An 18,718-nucleotide genomic window follows, 5' to 3' on the forward strand; every position below is an offset into this window, starting at 1 on the left:
TTCATTCCCCCAGCCTTTCCAACAGCGCAGGAACATGGACCTGATCGGATTTGTAGTTTCCGGTCAGCACATGCATCACCAGATTGACGCCAAAGCGAACAGCCATTTCACGTTGCCGTTCACCTGCCTGCCCGCGACCGACTGGGAACATTGGACGCCCGTCGTTTCGGATCGCCCATGCGCTGGCCCAATCATTGCCGCCCACGATGACCGGCGTCACTCCGTCATTGAGGTTACGAAAGGGCATCCCTTCGGCGCGTTCGGCATCGGGGGGTGGGGCTTCTGCCCAGACCGGACCACGGTAGCGACCGGGGAATTCCTGCAGCAGGTAGAAACTTCGGGTAAGAACATGGTCATGTGGAACCTGAGCTAGAAGCGGCAGGCCCAGAGGCAGCGCCACAGCACGAAGCCGCCGACTGGTCGCTGAATTGCCCCCAACCCCGGCATCACGCGTATCGAACAGGATTAACCCACCCGCCGCCAAATACCGCTTAACACGCACAATCGCATCCGGGCTGGGGATCGGTGTCTGGTCTGTCAGCGGCCAATACAGCATCGGGAAAACCGACAGGTCGCTGTCTTCAATATCGACCGCGACAGGTGGTGCCGGTTCAACCGAACTGCGCATGAAAAGTTGATCTGATATTCCCAAAAGTCCAGCCTGCGCGACCCGATCAACCTCGGCGTCTCCACTTAGAACATGTGCCAACGTTACGATGCCTGCGGCTTCAAGTACGTTTGGGTCGGTATCTGTCTGTGCCTCAAGCGAAGACATGGCGGTCAAAAGAGCAAACACGATTACTGCCCCCATCGCGACATGACGCGCGGCTGGCCTTAAACGCCCTGCCAGCAACAGCGTTAACAGGACATCCAGTGCCCCCAACAACAGTGCAGCGGCCAGAACCCACGGTCCGAATTCTTGCTGCTTCTTCCCAACCTGCCAGCTTGGCGTCACATGGGCGGGCCAGTTTGCCTGTTCTAACGTGCTGTCAGACTGCAGCACGTTCACAGCCTGCACGCGGTCCCCGTCTGCATAGAGCCCCGGCGCTAGGTCAGGACCAACAGGGTTTGCAAGCATCGTCCCCGGCACACCTGCTGCGGAATCCTGAGGCGACAATTGACCAAACGCGTCCAAAACCTGCGTTGCCACCCATGTCGTACCTTCCAAAGCCTCACTGTCACGTGCGCTTCCTTGCGACGAGACTGCAAGACGTTCCAACATCTGCACAAACAAGCCTGAGAACGGTAGCGACGACCATTCTGCATTGGCCGAGACATGGAACAGCACAACCTGGCCCGCGCCGAGAGCGCGCCGCGTTACGATCGGTGTTCCATCTGACAATGTGGCAATTGATAAATCCGCAAGGTCCGGTCCGGGTTCGGCCAAAATCTGAGCCTCGACCCTGACATCATCTGGAACAGGCAGGCCAAAAAAAGGAGAGCTTTCTGGGAACGGAGCTATGGCACGCGAGTCACCCCAGCTCATCGCGCCGCCCACCACGCGTCCCCCGGCGCGCAAACGGACCGGCAGCAGTTCGTCTTTAACGCCTTGCCCTAGATCAGCCGAAGCCAACAATGGACCGGCAAAACGCAACAACAGCCCACCCTGTTCAACCCAGTTCGTCAGCGCATCACGATCAGCATCCGAGAACGTGGCGACATCCGGCAATACTACAACGTCCGGGCTGGCTTTAATCAGTCCAGTCAAGGTTGGAAGCTCTATCGTCTCAGCCGTCGTGGCCAATGCTTCACGCAGATAATGAAGAGGCGACAAAAGCTCCAACCCTTCGCGCTCACCAGTAGCGTTCAAAAGCGCAACACGGCGACGACGCAGGCTGTCATCGGCAAGGGTTACAGCACCTGCAGCCCGGTGATCCGCGATCTGAATTCGATTGATCCTGTTGCGCAGCTCGGTGGGCATCGCCAATCGAAGCTCGTTCTGGTCAGCGTTTTCGGAAAACTGTGTCGGGGCCGAAAGCAAAACCCGCTCTACACCCTCGGGGTCGGGGCCAATCGCTTCGATGGTTAAATCAGCAACAGCCCCGCTGCCCGATCGGAGGACGGAAAGAACCAAATCCCCACCATCTAGTTTAGCTGGCAACAGGCCAAAGCGCGCGGACGGAGGCTCCAACACCTCGACCGCGCCCAATTGTTCGAATTGTGATAACAGCGCTGTGCGACCATCCCGTTTGACCCCGTCCGAAAACCACAAGACATCTGCGGCCTGTGCCGACTGAAGCCAATCCTCGGCTTTTGCGTAGCCAGCGTCCCAAGCCACCGGACGTAGACCCGTAAGGTTCGATTTCCAAACATCTGCGGTTTGCCAGTCGACACTTCGATCAACATCACTCAGTGCTGTTTTGCTTGCGAAAACAACGGCGACCGGGCGGCCTGCTAACTGCGCCTTGTCCAATTGAGTTTCGATGGTCTGTATGCGTTGCGCCCAATCTGATGCGGCAGGCCAGAAATCGTCCACAAACATCAACAGCCTACCCGTACGGGTCGATTGGTCATCTGGATTCAAAACAGGACCCGCAAATCCTACAATTAGCGCAGCAACGGCCAGAAGTCGTAAAAGTAAAAGCCACCAAGGGGTGCGATCAGCTTGTGCAGTTTTGTCTTCAAGCCCCAGCAACAGCGTGACAGCTGGAAAAACCTGCTTACGCGGCGCTGGCGGTACCGCCCTGAGAAGCAACCAGATCACCGGCAGTGCAAGCAGCCCCAGAAGCAACCAAGGGGCGGCAAAGCCTATGCCAAACACACTCACCGCAACGGTCCCCCAATTGCGTTCCATAGCCAAAGCAAGGCGGAACTGGGCGCTTGATGCGTGTGGTAGGTATGGAACCGCCATCCGGCACGCTTTGCCAGATCCGACAGCTCGGCCTTGCGACGTGCCAATCGTTCCAGATAGCGGTTGCGCAAATCCGCTGCCTCGCGTGTGTCATGGGACAACCCACCAGAAACGTCCTGAAAAAGAACACGCCCTTGGAATGGAAACGCTTCTTCCATTGGGTCAAGCAACTGAAACAACACACCTTTCTGACCCCTGCCTTGTGCGGCAAGAACGAAAGAGCGCGTATCCTCCAGTGACCCAAGAAAATCTGAAAACACAATTTGCCGCGCGCGTGGCACAGCCGCAGCATGGGACAGTTCAAAATCAACTCCGCTTGCCAGCAGTTGATCCGCCATGCGCGAAAGCGCCAGACGCCCACGTCCCGGAGGCTGCGCCCCGCCCAACAGGCCAACACGCTCCCCACCACGCAACAGAAGGGAAGCCAAAGCCAACCCTATCAGTCGCGCTTGATCGCGCTTTTGTGGCAATTGAGGATCCGACGCAAAGGCAAGCGAGGATGCGGGATCAATCCAGATCTGAACCGAATGTGCCGCTTGCCATTCTTTCTCTTGAACATAGTGACTATCCGATCGGGCTGAACGCCTCCAATCAATACGATGTGCGGGGTCGCCGGGCTGCGCACGCCGATATTGCCAAAACGCTTCGCCCTGCCCTGATTGCCGTCGGCCGTGTTCCCCAAGTTCAATGGACTGCGCAAGATGTTGGGCCGCCACAAGTAAAGGCGGCAGACGCGCTGCCAGCGCTTCGGCACGCGGCCGGAGCATGGCAGAGGCGTCTTGAGAGGTCACGCCGCAACCTCGATCTGCAACACCTCAGCCACGGTTTGTTCGATGACATCAGAAAGCGCCACGCCTTCGGCACGCGCAGAATATCCAAGTGCCATTCGGTGGCTTAGGACAGGGCCAGCCAATGCGTGAACGTCATCAATGCCGGGCGCAAGCCGCCCATCCAGCAAGGCACGCGCACGTGCCAGCAGCATCAAAGCTTGTGTTGCACGTGGACCGGGGCCCCAGCTTACAGCGTCCCGTACAATCTGCGGGGCTGTGGGATCATCGGGCCAACATGCTCGTACAAGATCCAAAATGGCCTCGACCACGTTTTCGCCAACCGGCATCCGTCGCAGAAGCTTCTGTGCCGCAATCAAATCGGTTTTGTTGAACACTGCGGACACCTTGGCGTCTTCGGTGCCCGTAGTTGCCAGAAGTATGTCGCGCTCTGCATCCCGATCTGGGTATTCAACGTCGATTTGAACCAGAAAACGGTCCAGCTGCGCTTCGGGCAGCGGGTATGTGCCTTCTTGCTCTAATGGGTTTTGTGTGGCGAGCACGTGGAACACTTCGCCCAAATTATGCGTTTGCCCCGCGACAGAAACCTCATGCTCTTGCATCGCCTGAAGCAGCGCAGACTGCGTACGAGGGCTGGCGCGGTTGATCTCGTCCGCCAACAAAAGTTCGCAAAAAACCGGGCCTTTGATAAACCGGAAAGACCGCGCACCCGTGTCGCTTTCTTCCAGCACTTCGGCCCCCAGAATATCAGACGGCATCAGATCGGGCGTGAATTGGATGCGACCATCATCCAGCCCCATGACTGATCCGAGTGTTTCGACAAGCCGCGTCTTACCCAATCCCGGCAGGCCGATCAAAAGCGCATGCCCCCCCGCCAGGATCGCCTCAATCGTCAGATACTACCACCTGATCCTGACCCATGATCCGACGCGCCACCATCTTGCGCGCCTCAGCAAGTTTCGCGCCCAAGGCTTCGACATCACTCAGTAAGTCTTCGTTCTGCATGGCATTTCCTTCGCGTGGGTAATAGGATCATTAAAGGCCAGATTCAGATGGGGAACAAATGACAAAAGCGCCAAGTGCAGGAAAATCGGCGAAAACACGTCCCTCTGCCCCTGAAGCTTTGGCAAAGGCGGTTGGAACGATTTCTGCTAAGGCGCCGCCCCCCGTGCACCTGTGGACCCCAGACTACAGCGGCGAGATCGACATCAGGATTGACCGCGATGGCACTTGGTTCCACGAAGGCGATCCGATCAAGCGGGACGGTTTGGTAAGACTATTTTCGTCCATCCTGCGCAAAGAAGACGATCGTTTCTTTCTTGTCACCCCGGTCGAAAAATGGGGCATCACCGTAGACGACGCCCCATTTGTTGCCACCGATATGGATGTCGAGGGTGAGGATCGACAGCAATGCCTGCGCTTCACCACCCATGTGGGTGACACCGTCTTAGCGGGCTCAGAGCACCCGATCAGATTGGATCACATTGACGACATGCCCAACCCTTACGTTGAAATCCGCGCCGGCCTTGAGGCACGCATTGATCGTAAATCCTTCTATAGGCTGATTGAACAAGGCGTAGCAGAAGATCATGACGGCACATCTTGGTTTGGCGTCTGGTCGGATGGACAGTTCTTTGCGCTGATCCCCACAGATAAGCTTGGCTGAAACTGCCTTCGCATTTCGCTCGCCGCGGGGAAGCGGCTGAGATAGAAGGCATCATGACCAAAGATGATCTTGAGATATTCCTTGTTGCACCGCCCGGATTGGAAGGCGTGCTGGCTGAAGAAGCGCGCGCCGCAGGTTTTGCGACACCTGAAGCCAGCCCCGGAGGCGTCACCACACGCGGCAACTGGTCCGAGGTATGGCGCGCCAACCTAACGTTGCGCGGTGCGACGCGCGTTTTGGTTCGCTTGGGCGAGTTTCGGGCCTTTCATATGGCGCAACTGGACAAACGGGCGCGCAAGTTCCCGTGGGCCGACGTGTTGCGACCTGATGTGCCGGTTCGGGTCGAGGCCGTTTGCAAACGTTCGAAAATCTATCACCACAAAGGTGCAGCACAACGGGTCGAGCGTGCAATTTCTGAAACCTTGGGCGCGTCGGTGTCAAAAGATGCGGCTTTGACGATCAAGGTTCGGATTGACGACAACCTTGTCACCATCAGCTTGGACAGCTCAGGGGAAAGCCTTCACAAGCGCGGACACAAGACCGCCACTGGGAAAGCGCCGATGCGCGAAAATCTTGCCGCTCTGTTTCTGCGAGCAGCAGGATATGACGGGCAAGAGGCGGTGATAGACCCGATGTGCGGTTCTGGGACATTCCTGATTGAAGCCGCTGAAATGTCAGTAGGGTTACTGCCCGGACGCAGCCGCAGCTTTGCATTTGAAAAACTAGCAAGCTTTGATCCCACTGCCTTTGAAGCCCTACGCGCCGCAAGCGCCCCTGCGTCTTTGGGGTCCATACGCTTTTTCGGATCAGATCGAAATGCAGGCGCAATTGCCAACGGCCGCAAGAACGCGGAAAGCGCCAGTGTTGGTGACGTCATCCAATTCACTGAGGCCTCGATCAGCGATCTTGAACGCCCAGATATCGCCCCGGGTCTGATCATTGTGAACCCGCCCTATGGCGGGCGCATTGGCAACAAGAAACTGCTGTTCGCGCTTTACGGCACGATGGGAAAAGTGTTTCGCGAACGGTTTTCAGGTTGGCGCGTTGGGATCATCACCTCGGACGGGGGGCTCGCAAAATCTACCGCCTTGCCGTTCCTGCCACCTGGACCTCCGATCGATCATGGCGGCACCAAGGTGAAGCTATATCAAACGGCACCTCTTCCATAAAAAAGGCCGGGTCAGATGCCCGGCCTTTCCAATTCAATTGAACGCTTTAGTTCAGGCCCCACTTCGCAGCGGTTGCGTCGAAGAAGCCCTTTTCCTGCTTCAGCTTAATCCAGCTGTTCACGTAGTTGATCCACACCTGATCATTCTGTGGCAACAGCATCGCAATCGGCGTGGGCGCACGCGGAGTATCAACCGGAATGGCTGTAACCTGTGGGAATTTTTCTGTCAGAGTTGCGCCTTCAATGTTCGACGTGATGAAGACATCAGCACGGCCTGACAGGACTTCCTGATACCCACGGGCTGGTGCCTCGACCACTTTGATATCGGCATCTGGGAACCATTCTTTCACCATCTTCTCAAACGATGTGCCCAGCGTGGTTGCAACTTTGACCTCGGGTTTGTTGATGGCATCCCAACCGCTAAAGCCTGACAGCTTTTCAGTTGTTGTGAATGGCATAATCTGAACCGAGATATACGGGTCAGAATACCCAGCCACCTTCATACGTGACGGCGAAATCGAAGCAGATCCGGTCATGTGATAGTTTCCGGCCACAATGCCGTTCACCAATGTCTTCCAGTCCGTAGGAACAAACTCCAGCTTGACCTCAAGGTCTTTGGCCAGCTCGGTCATGACGTCGATATCATACCCCTTATAGCCTTCAGTCGCCGGGTCGCGCACCGACATTGGGTTCCAATCACCTGTTGTTCCCACCTTCAGGACACCGCCCGAAAGAATGTCGCTGAGCGCAGATTGCGCTGATGCCGTCCCAGTGAGTGTCGCCAAAGCCAGAAGCCCCGCCCCAAGTGTTCTCAAAAAGTTCATCGCGCCTTGTCCTTTTGGTGGTTATAAATTTGGTCTCATGTTCATATAGGTTACGGGACAAAAACCCGAGTGGATCATTCGTCACAATCAGTTGAACAAAAAACGGCCTGAAGAACAAGTGCAGAACATAAGACAAATTGATCCTGCCGTGCAGATGAAAGATGTATCGAAATGGTACGGCGACTTTCAGGTTTTGCGCGATATTTCTCTGACCGTGGGTACCGGCGAGAAATTGGTGATTTGTGGTCCTTCCGGGTCTGGAAAATCAACCATTGTTCGTCTTCTATCCGGGCTGGAGTCCCATCAGGTTGGCGACATCAATCTGCATGATGCCAATAAACCCGGTGACATCGGGATGGTGTTTCAAAGCTTCAACCTGTTTCCGCACCTGTCTGTTTTGGACAACCTGACACTGGGGCCTATTCAGGCGTTGGGGCTGCCGCGTTCTGAGGCTGAGAGCCGCGCGCGGGGTTACCTTGAGCGCGTTCGCATTCCTGAACAGGCTGGAAAACGCCCTGCCCAGTTGTCGGGTGGTCAACAACAGCGCGTCGCCATCGCGCGTGCTTTGTGCATGGAGCCAAAGCTCATGCTGTTTGACGAACCCACATCGGCACTGGACCCCGAAATGATCGCCGAGGTTCTTGAGGTTATGGAAGATTTGGCAGCCGACGGAATGACAATGATCTGCGTCACCCATGAAATGGGGTTTGCGCGACGAGTGGCGGATCGGATCGCCTTCATGGATGCCGGGGAGATCGTCGAGATTGGCCAGCCAGAGCAGGTCTTCAAAGCGCCAAAAAGTGAACGTTTCGCACAATTCCTCGACAAGATTTTGAAGCATTGACGGGGCTGCTATGAAATTTCGAACAATCGCCCTGATCTCATCTCTGTTTCTGCTGACCGCCTGTTCTGCAGCCCCTGGCACTTGGGGTTGGTACGTCATCGACCCAACAACTGAAAATGGTTGGACCAATATCCGCTTTCTGATGCGCGGGTTTAGTTCGACCATTCAAATCTCGGTTCTTGCGGCAGTCACGTCCATCATCCTTGGGCTATTGGTGGCACTTCCCGCTTTTGCGCAAAGCCGTTGGCTTCGTTTGCCCAACCGGATTTATGTCGAGTTCATCCGCGCAATCCCTCTGCTTCCGATGCTGTTTTGGGTTTTCTACGGCTTGCCGGTCGTCATGCGGAGTATGGGGATCAGTATCTCAATCGATCCGTTTTGGGGGGCCGTGATTACCCTGGCCCTTTCCGACAGCGCCTTCACCGCCGAGATCTTCCGCGCAGGCATTCAATCCGTCCCGAAAGGGCAAGCAGAAGCAGCGCAGACCATTGGTCTGAGCCGTGCAAAGGCCATGCGCTATGTGATCCTGCCGCAAGCCGTCAGACGCATCCTGCCCCCTTTGGCAAACCAATTCATCTACATCGTTAAAATGTCGGCCTTCGCGTCTGTCATTGGAATGCAGGAACTGACCCGCCGGGCCAATGAACTGGTCGTAACCGAATACCGCCCGCTTGAGATCTATACCCTGCTGATCCTCGAGTATCTGGTGCTGGTTCTGATCATCTCTGCCGGGGTAAGGTGGCTTGAACGGCGTATGAATGCCGACGAAAGCCGGTAGCTCTGCCATCCGTTAATCAGTTCAGATCTTCCAGCAAACGTTTGTGTTTTTTGGCCTCAGTGATGGCACCGCCCAAGGTCTCGATCCCTTTCGAGTGTAGCATTGCCAGCATCTTGCAAAGGACTTCAGCAGTTGCATGGGCGTCGCCCAAGGCCGTGTGGCGCAGCTCGGGTGGGATTACTACACCCAACCGGTCACAAAGCGCATCCAGCGTGTGAACTTCGGTCGTGCCATAAAGGGCGGCTGACAACAAAACAGTGTCCAGAATTGGATGGGTCCAATCCACCCCGCAAACCTCTGCATGACGTCGTAGAAAGGCCATATCAAAGGGCGCGTTATGGGCCACAAGCACAGCGCCGCGCGCAAAATCATGCAGTGATTTCCCCGCCTCGCGAATTGTCGGCTGACCGGCCACCATGTGGTCGGAAACTTTGTGCACTTTAGTAGACGCGGGCGGGATTGGCATTTCAGGATCAACCAATTGGTTGATTACCTCGCCCGGAACGATCTTTTCTTTCACCACGCGCACTGCACCGATTTGAACGATCTCATCTTTATGCGGCAAAAGACCCGTGGTTTCGGTGTCAAAGACGACGTAAGTCAGATCGCGCAAGCTCATCTGCATCAGATCATCGGTCGCCTGCCCTTCCATCAGATCGAAGTCGAACACAACCGGGCGGCCCTCATCTGGCGCGATCATTGCATGGGCTTCGTCGATCATCAGAAGATAACCTTCGCCGGGGGCTAGGGGCTTTAGACGTGCATCAAACTCAAGCCCGTTTGCTGCGGAAAGGTCTGTAAATTTCTGCTCCAACCCGGACGAAATCATCTTTTCATACGCCGCCATGAAGGCGGATTTCTGGAAATAGTCAAAAATGGATGCGTTCAACCGAGCGGGGCTGACCTGAGACAACACGGAAGCGGCTTGCTTGTCATACAGAACAATTTGATGCGCAGGGTTGATCAAAACCATCGCAACCGGGATTTCAGACAAAAGCGCCGTTAACCGAGTTTTATCTGCCGACAGTCGCTGTGTTTCAGCAGCCACAATGCTGGCCTGATCCATCGTCGATTTCATCAGCTGTTCTGACACAGCCTCAGCCGCGGGTGCTAAATCCCCCAAAAAGCGGGCACTATGAGTGTCCACCCCGCCGCTGCCTGCATGCGCCCGAGACCGCAACCCCGTCGCCAAACGCTCAATTGGACGCGCAACATTTTCGTCAAACAGAAACCAGACTCCGGCAGCAAGTGCCAACAGTCCGAAACCCGACAAAACGCCTGCAAACACGAACCCCGACGTCACATCTTCAGGCGTCGCGCGAGCTGCGCCGACGAACAGCGCTGCGATGACAAGTGCGACCGAGGCCACAGCCAGAAATGCAAAGAACAGGAAAATCCGAAATCGTAGGGACAGTTTTGTCAGAATTTGCATCAAGACACCTCTAGCTTGCAGATTGCTGTTACCAGCGGATCCCCCTCACCCGGCGAGAACCAGTCGATTCCGCTCACGTCTCCATTTGCATCAAAGGACACGCCATCGATCAGCGGTGCACGCTTGCCAGTCGTGCAATCAGCCAAGATCACCATCTTTTCGGGTGCAGACCAGCGACCGAAGAAATAGGTGTCAGCCAAGCGCAATGCGGGTTGGGCTGTGTGGGTTCGAAGTGATGGTTCGTCCAACGCGATGAACCGTTCCACGAATGGATTAATATAGGTCCACGGACGATAGAACGATTGGTTTTCAACGGTTTGGACAACCTTGAAACCTTCCGGTAACGACTGCTGCGTGCGGTCATACCAACCATATTCATTCGCGGCAGTGGCCACGATCATGGACAAGGCAGCCCCAGCTGGCATTGCCCACTTTGGCATTCTGCCCCGTGTTAGTTTGTTCAGCAGAAGGGCAATTCCCGCCCCAGCGAAGCCCGCGACAAGCGTCGCTACCATTTCATAGAACATGCATTCCTCCTGTATTACGCACGCGCATCACCCCAGCATTCCGCGGCCATGCCCGATGGCACTTTGCATCGATTTGACAACCACAAAGGCGTCGCGAAGGTGGCTGCGTTCAAATTCAGACAGATCAGACGGGGACAGGTAGTTGTCTGGCGCTCCGCCGGCTTTTACTTCTGCAACCTGATGTTCTAGCCGCGTGTCAGCGATCAGGTCATAGGCATCCAACAGATCCTGCCCACCTGACTTACTTAGGCCGCCCGCATGAATTGCCGCCTCAAGTCGGGCCCGGGTGTTTGCTTCCTTCAGCTTACCTTGAATGGCATAAACGCGGCCCAGATCGACGATTGGCACAACACCGTTGTGCTTCATATCCAGCTGATTTTTGTGCTCGCCCGAACGGATCGTTGCAAAGCCACGCAACAGGCCCAGAGGGGGCGTATGCTTCAATGAATTAGACACCATATGGGCCACAAAGATCGAGTTTTTGGCCGCCATTTTCAGCGTATCTTTCTGCAGCCCCTCAAACAGGCTTTCGTCACCCGAGATTGCACGCAAATCAAACATGACCGAGGCCAGCATCTGTGCTTCCGGGCTTGGTTTCGCAATCCATCCGTCGAAATACCCACGCCAAACCGACTGCGGCTGACACCAGCGGGTGTTGGTCGCCATCATGTCGCCGGGGCAATAGAAATATCCGCAGACATCAAGCCCGTCACACACGAACTTGGCCAAGTCTGCGAAATAGCCTTCGCGATCTGCATCAGTGACATCATCGTGTAATATCATGCAGTTGTCTTGATCGGACACGCCAGTTTGCTCTTGCCGCCCCTGCGACCCGCAGGCAGCCCAAAGATATGGAACGGGCGGAGGGCCAAATTTATCTTCAGCCAACTTCAAAAGGCGACGGGTCGCCGTATCCGCGATGTCTGTAATCAGTCGAGTAACCACTTGATGTGGGCTGCCCCCAGCCACCAACTGGACCAATAGCTGGGGTATGCGGGCCGTAACCTCGCGCATTTGCTCTGGCGTATTAGCTTGCGCAATTTCGCGAACAAGTTCGGCCGAGCTGACGGCCTGAAAGCGGGTCAGGTCAGTCTGACTGACAATACCAACCAATTTCCCACCTTCAACGATTGGGACGTGCCCGACACGCCGCTCCATCATTGCGTGCAGCACATCAGAGCCAATGGCTGACGGTGCAAGGGTAATAGGGTTGTGTGTCATGATATCTGACACGGGCGTATCCACGGGCTTTGCATCCGCCAGAACTTTGCCCGAGATGTCGCGTGTGGTCAGAATGCCAGTCAGCACCTCTCCCTCAGTCACGCAAAGTGACGAAACACGGTGATCGCGCATCAGAACAGCCGCTTCTTGCACGGTTGCCGTTGGGGTGCAGGTGACCGGATTGGCCGCCATCAATGTATCAACCTGCGTTGTCGCAAGGTCCTGTCGATCTTGTTTAGAAGGGCGGTCAGACCGCGACCGGTCAAAGAAGCGCCTTACCTTGTCTTCTGCCGCAATCAGCGCGTGAAATTCTTTGGCAGGCAATATCAGCAAAGTCGTATCGGTAACGGCGCGGGCAGAAGTCACTGCTTGTCCGTCACGCAGTAATCCACGTTCCCCGAACGAGTTCCGCAATCCAAGATGGGACACCACAGATCCGTTCTCGTCCGCGACTTCGACGTCACCTTCGTAAATGATGAAGACCCCCGGAAGCGTTTCACCGAAGCGATAGACATCTTCCGATGCCGCCACGGCCCGGGCGTTCAACACCGGTACGATCCGTTCGACCACGTCGGCTGTCAATGCATCATAGGGGTGAACGGATTTCAGAAAACGAAAGATCTGATCTTGGCTCAGGGGCATATTCGGTGCCTTCATTAAAAGTTAGTCCCGCCCGATATGACACCGGACGGGACAAATTTAAAAGGGGGCGGGTCGCCGCATCGGGCCACCCGCCAAGATCATCTTAGTGATCCTGAGCTGAACCAGCGCCGCGCGGAACGCGAACCGATTCAACCAGCTGTTTGATCTCAGCCGGCAGAGGCTTGGTCATGCCCGATACAACGTAAGCAACGGTGAAGTTGATCGCTGCGCCAATTGCGCCGAACGAGGTCGACTTAATTGTGCCCAGAAGCGGATCAGCATCGGTGAAGCTGTTGGTACCCGGAACAAAGAACCAGCCTTTGTGCAGGAAGATGTAGATCAGGGTTACAGTAATACCCGCGATCATGCCTGCAACAGCACCGGTGTTGTTCACTTTGGTCGAGAAGATACCCATCATCAGAGCCGGGAAGATCGACGCGGCGGCCAGACCGAAGGCAAGTGCCACGGTTTGCGCTGCGAAGCCCGGAGGGTTGAGACCCAGATAGGTAGCTACAACAATTGCTACTGCCATCGCCACACGTGCCGACAGAAGTTCGCCTTTTTCCGAGATCTGCGGGTTGATCGCACCTTTGATAAGGTCGTGCGATACAGCCGACGAAATCGCCAGAAGCAGACCAGCAGCGGTTGACAGCGCAGCGGCAAGACCACCAGCAGCAACCAGACCGATGACCCAACCTGGAAGGTTAGCAATCTCGGGGTTGGCCAGAACCAGGATGTCGCGGTTGAACTTGGTCAGTTCGTTACCGGTCCAGCCTTTTTCAGCAGCCATTGCTTGCATAGCTTCCGACTTATCGTTGTAGTACTGAATTGCGCCGTCGCCATTCTTGTCTTCCCAGTTCAGAAGACCAGTTTTCTGCCACGTTGCCATCCAGTCATAACGCTCGTCGTTCTCGATCTGCTCAACTGTTACAGCCTCACCAGTGATGCCGCCATTTGGCCACATCATTTCCGAGATGTTCAGACGCGCCATGGCACCAACAGCAGGAGCCGTCAGGTACAGCAGTGCGATGAACACCAGAGCCCAACCGGCCGACCAACGGGCGTCCGATACTTTAGGCACGGTGAAGAAGCGCATGATGACGTGCGGAAGACCAGCAGTACCGATCATCAGCGACAGAGTGAACAGTACCATGTTCAACGTGTCAGCATGATGCGCAGTGTACTCGTTAAAGCCAAGCTCTTTCACAATAGCATCCAGCTTTGCCAGAAGCGGCTCGCCCGATGCTGCGTGATCACCGAACAGGCCAAGGGCCGGGATCGGATTACCAGTCAGCTGCAGCGAGATGAAGATAGCCGGAATGGTGTAGGCCATGATCAAAACGACATACTGAGCAACCTGAGTGTAGGTAACGCCCTTCATGCCGCCCAAAACCGCGTAAGCAAATACAACAGCTGCACCGATGAACAGACCGGTTTGGTTGTCCACTTCAAGGAAGCGGCCGAATGCAACACCAACGCCGGTCATCTGACCAATAACGTAAGTGGTAGACGCAACGATCAGACACACAACAGCAACGATACGTGCTGTCTGGCTGTAGAAGCGGTCGCCGATGAATTCCGACACCGTGAACTTGCCGAACTTACGCAGGTAAGGCGCAAGCAGCAGTGCCAGCAGCACGTAGCCGCCGGTCCAACCCATAAGGAACGAGCTATTGTCGTAGCCGGTGAAGGCGATAAGGCCAGCCATCGAAATGAACGATGCGGCTGACATCCAGTCAGCAGCCGTCGCCATACCGTTGGTGACCGGGTGAACACCACGCCCAGCGGCGTAGAATTCTGATGTAGAGCCCGCGCGGGCCCAGATTGCGATGCCGATGTAAAGCGCGAAGCTCGCGCCCACAAACAGCAGGTTGATCGTAAACTGATCCATCTGTTTCTGGCCCCTTTATTCTTCGTCTACGCCGTGTTCACGGTCGAGCTTGTTCATGCGGAATGCGTAGTTAAAGATCAAAATCAAGAAAACGATGATTGATCCTTGCTGTGCAAACCAGAAACCAAGATCGGTCCCGCCAACAGCGATGCCGGACAGCATCGGACGCAGCAAGATGCCGAATCCAAATGAAACGATCGCCCAGATAACTAGGCTGATCTTGATGATGCGCAAATTGGCGGACCAATATGCGTCGTTTGATGAGTTATCGGCCATGAAGCCTTCCTCCCTCTGAAGTTCCTCCAACAGGGTCGCGTATGCGACCCCATCCTTCCCTTTCTTATGTGATCGCCTCCTGAACGATCCCATTTAGATTGCCCGCAATGGTATCGATGGCCTTCATGGCATCGACCTTTTGCAAGCTGCCCTTGCCCCCGTAATAGGCAATAAGCGGTGCCGTCTGTGCATGGTAAGCCACAAGGCGGCTTCCCACAGTTTCGGCGTTATCGTCGGCCCGGCGTTTCATGTCCGTGCCGCCGCATTTGTCGCAGACGCCATCCTTGGCGGGCTGCTTAAACTCGTCGTGATACCCTTCGCCGCAACCGCCACAGGTGTAGCGGCCGGAAATCCGGGTCACCATTGCAGCGTCATCAACCTCAAGGCTGATGGCTGCGTTGATTTTCTGTCCACTTTCCGCCAGCAGGGCGTCCAACGCCTCGGCCTGAACGGTGGTGCGGGGGAAACCGTCAAGGATCACGCCCTTGGCGCAATCTGCATCTGCCAGACGGTCGCGCAGGATGTTGATGACGATCTCGTCCGAGACCAGCTCACCGGCCTCCATAACGGCTTTCGCAGCAAGGCCCGCTTTGGTCCCTGCCGCGACTGCTGCGCGCAAAAGATCTCCGGTCGAAAGCTGAACAAGTCCGAACTTGTCTTCCAGCATCCGAGCCTGAGTGCCCTTCCCGGCGCCCGGAGGCCCGAGAAGGATCAGTACGGGCGCGGCGGTTGTCGTTGCGCCGTCCATCATGCGTTGCCCTTGGTCATGCGGTTGTCGATCAGATCGTCAACGACCGAAGGATCGGCCAGTGTCGAGGTATCGCCCAGCGCGCCAAAATCGTCTTCGGCAATCTTGCGCAGGATACGACGCATGATTTTGCCCGAGCGTGTTTTCGGAAGACCCGGTGCCCACTGAATGTGGTCGGGGCTGGCGATCGGGCCAATTTCCTGACGGACCCAGTTGCGCAGCTCTACCTTCAGCTCGTCGGTATACTCTTCGCCATCCATCAGGGTGACATAGCAGTAGATGCCCTGACCCTTGATGTCATGCGGGAAGCCAACGACAGCGGCCTCGGAGACCTTGGCGTGAGCAACCAGAGCGCTTTCCACTTCGGCAGTGCCCATGCGGTGACCCGACACGTTGATCACGTCATCCACACGGCCGGTGATCCAGTAGTAGCCATCCGCATCGCGGCGACAGCCGTCACCGGTGAAGTAGTACCCTTTGTAGTCGGAAAAGTAGGTCGCCACGAAACGCTCGTGGTCGCCGTAAACTGTGCGCATCTGGCCGGGCCAGCTGTCTTTCATGCACAGAACGCCTTCGGCTTCGGTCTCGTGAATTTCTTCGCCGGTGGTTGGCTCAAGGATCACAGGCTGAACACCAAAGAAAGGCGTTGTGGCAGAACCCGGCTTGGTTGCGGTTGCGCCAGGCAGCGGGGTCAACAGGTGACCACCGGTTTCTGTCTGCCACCACGTGTCGACGATCGGGCATTTTCCGCCGCCGATCACTTTGTTGTACCAATTCCAAGCTTCCGGGTTGATCGGCTCGCCCACTGTGCCAAGCACTTTGAGGTCCGACAGATCGTAGCCCGTCACAAATTCGTCGCCACGCGCCATCAACGCCCGAAGTGCAGTTGGTGCAGTATAGAACTGGTTCACTTTGTGCTTTTCACACACAGCCCAGAAACGGCCTGCGTCCGGATAGGTCGGAACACCTTCAAACATTAGCGTGGTCGCGCCATTGGCCAGTGGGCCATAGACGATATAGCTGTGGCCAGTGACCCAGCCTACGTCAGCGGTACACCAATAGATGTCACCTTCATGGTAATCGAACACATATTCGTGGGTCATTGCGGCCCAAAGCAGATACCCACCGGAGCAGTGCTCAACACCCTTCGGCTGACCGGTCGATCCTGAAGTATAAAGAATGAACAGCGGATCTTCCGAGTTCATCGCTTCGGGTGGGCAGTCTGCCGAAGCGTCTGCCATCAGCGCGGTATAGGAATGGTCACGACCTGCCACCATTGGCACGTCGCCACCTGTACGTTCAACCACCAGAACCGGGGTCGACCCCAGATCACCATGATCCAAAGCAGCGTCCACGTTGGTTTTCAGCGGAGTATTGCGGCCGCCACGCGGGGCTTCATCAGCGGTGATCACCAGCGAGGCTGCACAGCCCTCAACACGGGCTGCAAGCGCTTCGGGCGAGAAGCCAGCGAAAACGATCGAGTGGATTGCGCCGATGCGGGCACAGGCCAGCATTGCGTAAGATGCTTCAGGGATCATCGGAAGGTAAAGAACGACGCGGTCGCCTTTCTTGACACCCATGCCCTTCATCACGTTGGCCAGCTTCGACACCTGCTGGTGGAGCTCGTTATACGTGATCTTCTTATCGAGATTGGGATCGTCAGATTCCCAGATGATCGCAACCTGATCACCGCGGGTTTCAAGATGGCGGTCGATACAGTTGGCCGAGACATTCAGCTCGCCATCTTCGAACCATTTGATCGACACATCAGGGTGAGCGAACGTGGTGTTCTTGATCTTAGTCGGTGTCTTGGTCCAGGTCAGACGCGTCATCTGATCGGCCCAGAAAGCTTCGGGATCATTTATCGATGCGGCATACATCTCTTTGTATTTCGCGGCATCAATATGTGCATTCGAGACAAACTCCGCAGACGGAGCATAGGTCTTATCAGCCGTGGCTTGCGACGACATTCAGGTTCCTCCCAGCTTTTCCTCCAAACGCGACCGGATCGCGTGGGTTGGGAACGCACCATCAGAGTTTCGCCCCCCACTTGCCTTGAAAACTGGAGGATAAGACACATCTAAACAACAGATTTTGAGTAAATTTGTTTAACAACCCCCACCCTGGCTGTTAATTTTTTGGACACCCAACCTTCAATTAATTGTTTTTTATCGATAATTTTGATAATACAGTACCTCGTGAAATGTAAACATTCGGCACTTCACCTTTACACTTTCACCTCGGAAAGTTCACTCTACGTCAATAAATCGGAATCGACTGCTGGAATCCGGGGCAATTAACCCTCCTGCGGGGCGATTTACCGCAGTCACGCCCGTTCTTGACAGTTTGGCGTCCGGCAAGGCACACCCAAGATCATGACAAGCCCGTTTCAAACTCTGCTAAATCAGCGCCATTCCGTGCGCGCCTTCACTTCTGATCCAGTGCCCAGATCCGACCTGGAGCAGATCTGCCGGGCCGCGCGGAAAGCCCCCAGCGGTGCCAATCTTCAGCCCGGCAAATTCCACGTTCTGACTGGGGAAGAACTGAATGGACTTACGGCCGTCTTACAAACGGCGTTGGAAAACAACGAGCCACAAGTCGCTGAGTATTCGTATTTTCCAGCCACGATGCCTGCAGACCTGAAAGCACGACAGCGATCCGCTGGGTATGCGCTTTATCAGGCGCTGGGGATTGCCAAGCGCGATGTGGCGGGGCGCCGAATGCAGTTTGCGCGAAACTATGCCTTCTTCGACGCACCTGTCGGAATTGTGGTGACCATTGATCGTCGCATGGGCAGCGGATGCTTCATGGATTTGGGAATGTCGTTGATGGCGCTGCTTCTGGCGGCCGAGGTATCTGGGATACGGAGCAACCGGAATCGGTGCGCTGGCCAACTACGCCCACATCGTCCACCGCCAACTGGAATTGCCCGAAACAGACCTGGTCGTCTGCGGGATCGCCATCGGCAAAAAAGACCAAGGCGCGCCGGTCAACCAGTTCCGCACCGAACGCGACGCGCTGGAGGCGTTCACCAGTTTTCGCGGGTTTTCGTCGGAAGATAA

15 protein-coding genes and 1 pseudogene are annotated in these 18,718 nt (G+C 55.8%); 5 read left to right on the forward strand and 11 right to left on the reverse strand.

Annotated elements, in window-relative coordinates; all coding sequences use genetic code 11:
• Window position 1: 1 nt before the first annotated feature.
• From AC0L6A_RS13505 to AC0L6A_RS13515, 3 genes and pseudogenes are all read right to left on the reverse strand, one after another.
• Window positions 2-2,794: a DUF4159 domain-containing protein gene (locus tag AC0L6A_RS13505; protein ID WP_473290761.1), complete on the reverse strand. Its 2,793-nt coding sequence runs from the start codon at window positions 2,792-2,794 to the stop codon at window positions 2-4.
• On the reverse strand, window positions 2,764-3,618 hold the full coding sequence (locus tag AC0L6A_RS13510) for a DUF58 domain-containing protein (protein ID WP_473293498.1): 855 nt from the start codon (window positions 3,616-3,618) through the stop codon (window positions 2,764-2,766). The genes AC0L6A_RS13505 and AC0L6A_RS13510 overlap by 31 nt, the downstream gene beginning before the upstream one ends.
• A 20-nt stretch (window positions 3,619-3,638) precedes the next feature.
• Window positions 3,639-4,644 (reverse strand): annotated as a pseudogene (locus tag AC0L6A_RS13515) (AAA family ATPase).
• A gap of 58 nt (window positions 4,645-4,702) precedes the next feature.
• Between AC0L6A_RS13515 and AC0L6A_RS13520 the strand changes: the two are divergent.
• Window positions 4,703-5,305 (forward strand): DUF1285 domain-containing protein, encoded by a 603-nt coding sequence (locus AC0L6A_RS13520; protein ID WP_473290763.1) that lies wholly within the window; start codon window positions 4,703-4,705, stop codon window positions 5,303-5,305.
• 53 nt (window positions 5,306-5,358) lie between these two features.
• Window positions 5,359-6,474, forward strand: coding sequence for a THUMP domain-containing class I SAM-dependent RNA methyltransferase (locus AC0L6A_RS13525; protein ID WP_473290764.1), 1,116 nt, complete (start codon window positions 5,359-5,361; stop codon window positions 6,472-6,474).
• 46 nt (window positions 6,475-6,520) lie between these two features.
• On the opposite strand, the gene AC0L6A_RS13530 is transcribed toward AC0L6A_RS13525, so the two are convergent.
• The gene (locus AC0L6A_RS13530; protein ID WP_473290766.1) at window positions 6,521-7,297 is read right to left on the reverse strand and encodes a transporter substrate-binding domain-containing protein; all 777 of its coding nucleotides are present in this window, start codon (window positions 7,295-7,297) and stop codon (window positions 6,521-6,523) included.
• Between the two features lie 154 nt (window positions 7,298-7,451).
• On the opposite strand from AC0L6A_RS13530, the gene AC0L6A_RS13535 reads away from it, so the two are divergent.
• Both AC0L6A_RS13535 and AC0L6A_RS13540 read left to right on the forward strand, forming a co-directional pair.
• A complete protein-coding gene (locus tag AC0L6A_RS13535) occupies window positions 7,452-8,141 on the forward strand; it encodes an amino acid ABC transporter ATP-binding protein (RefSeq protein ID WP_473293500.1) in 690 nt (229 codons plus the stop codon).
• A 10-nt stretch (window positions 8,142-8,151) separates the two neighbouring features.
• Window positions 8,152-8,919 carry an amino acid ABC transporter permease gene (locus AC0L6A_RS13540; protein ID WP_473290768.1) on the forward strand — a complete coding sequence of 256 codons (768 nt, stop codon included), beginning with the start codon at window positions 8,152-8,154 and terminating at the stop codon, window positions 8,917-8,919.
• A 16-nt stretch (window positions 8,920-8,935) separates the two neighbouring features.
• Here AC0L6A_RS13540 and AC0L6A_RS13545 read toward each other — a convergent pair whose 3' ends face one another.
• The 7 genes from AC0L6A_RS13545 to acs form a co-directional block, all read right to left on the reverse strand.
• A complete protein-coding gene (locus AC0L6A_RS13545) occupies window positions 8,936-10,351 on the reverse strand; it encodes a 3'-5' exonuclease (RefSeq protein WP_473290770.1) in 1,416 nt (471 codons plus the stop codon).
• Entirely contained in the window at window positions 10,351-10,878 is a 528-nt protein-coding gene (locus tag AC0L6A_RS13550) for a hypothetical protein (RefSeq protein WP_473290772.1), read from the reverse strand. Before AC0L6A_RS13550 ends, AC0L6A_RS13545 begins: the two co-directional genes overlap by 1 nt.
• A 27-nt stretch (window positions 10,879-10,905) precedes the next feature.
• The gene (locus AC0L6A_RS13555; RefSeq protein WP_473290773.1) at window positions 10,906-12,741 is read right to left on the reverse strand and encodes a DUF294 nucleotidyltransferase-like domain-containing protein; all 1,836 of its coding nucleotides are present in this window, start codon (window positions 12,739-12,741) and stop codon (window positions 10,906-10,908) included.
• A gap of 103 nt (window positions 12,742-12,844) precedes the next feature.
• Complete coding sequence (locus AC0L6A_RS13560) at window positions 12,845-14,632, reverse strand: sodium:solute symporter family protein (protein ID WP_473290775.1); 1,788 nt, start codon at window positions 14,630-14,632, stop codon at window positions 12,845-12,847.
• A gap of 15 nt (window positions 14,633-14,647) precedes the next feature.
• The gene (locus AC0L6A_RS13565; protein WP_473290777.1) at window positions 14,648-14,908 is read right to left on the reverse strand and encodes a DUF4212 domain-containing protein; all 261 of its coding nucleotides are present in this window, start codon (window positions 14,906-14,908) and stop codon (window positions 14,648-14,650) included.
• A 64-nt stretch (window positions 14,909-14,972) separates the two neighbouring features.
• Window positions 14,973-15,656: an adenylate kinase gene (locus AC0L6A_RS13570; protein WP_473293502.1), complete on the reverse strand. Its 684-nt coding sequence runs from the start codon at window positions 15,654-15,656 to the stop codon at window positions 14,973-14,975.
• Window positions 15,656-17,626: an acetate--CoA ligase gene (acs, locus tag AC0L6A_RS13575; protein ID WP_473290779.1), complete on the reverse strand. Its 1,971-nt coding sequence runs from the start codon at window positions 17,624-17,626 to the stop codon at window positions 15,656-15,658. Before acs ends, AC0L6A_RS13570 begins: the two co-directional genes overlap by 1 nt.
• 405 nt (window positions 17,627-18,031) lie before the next feature.
• Here acs and AC0L6A_RS13580 point away from each other — a divergent pair, with 405 nt between their 5' ends.
• Window positions 18,032-18,718 (forward strand): nitroreductase family protein, encoded by a 687-nt coding sequence (locus tag AC0L6A_RS13580; protein ID WP_473290781.1) that lies wholly within the window; start codon window positions 18,032-18,034, stop codon window positions 18,716-18,718.

The organism is Aliiroseovarius sp. D2-2 (assembly GCF_055809455.1).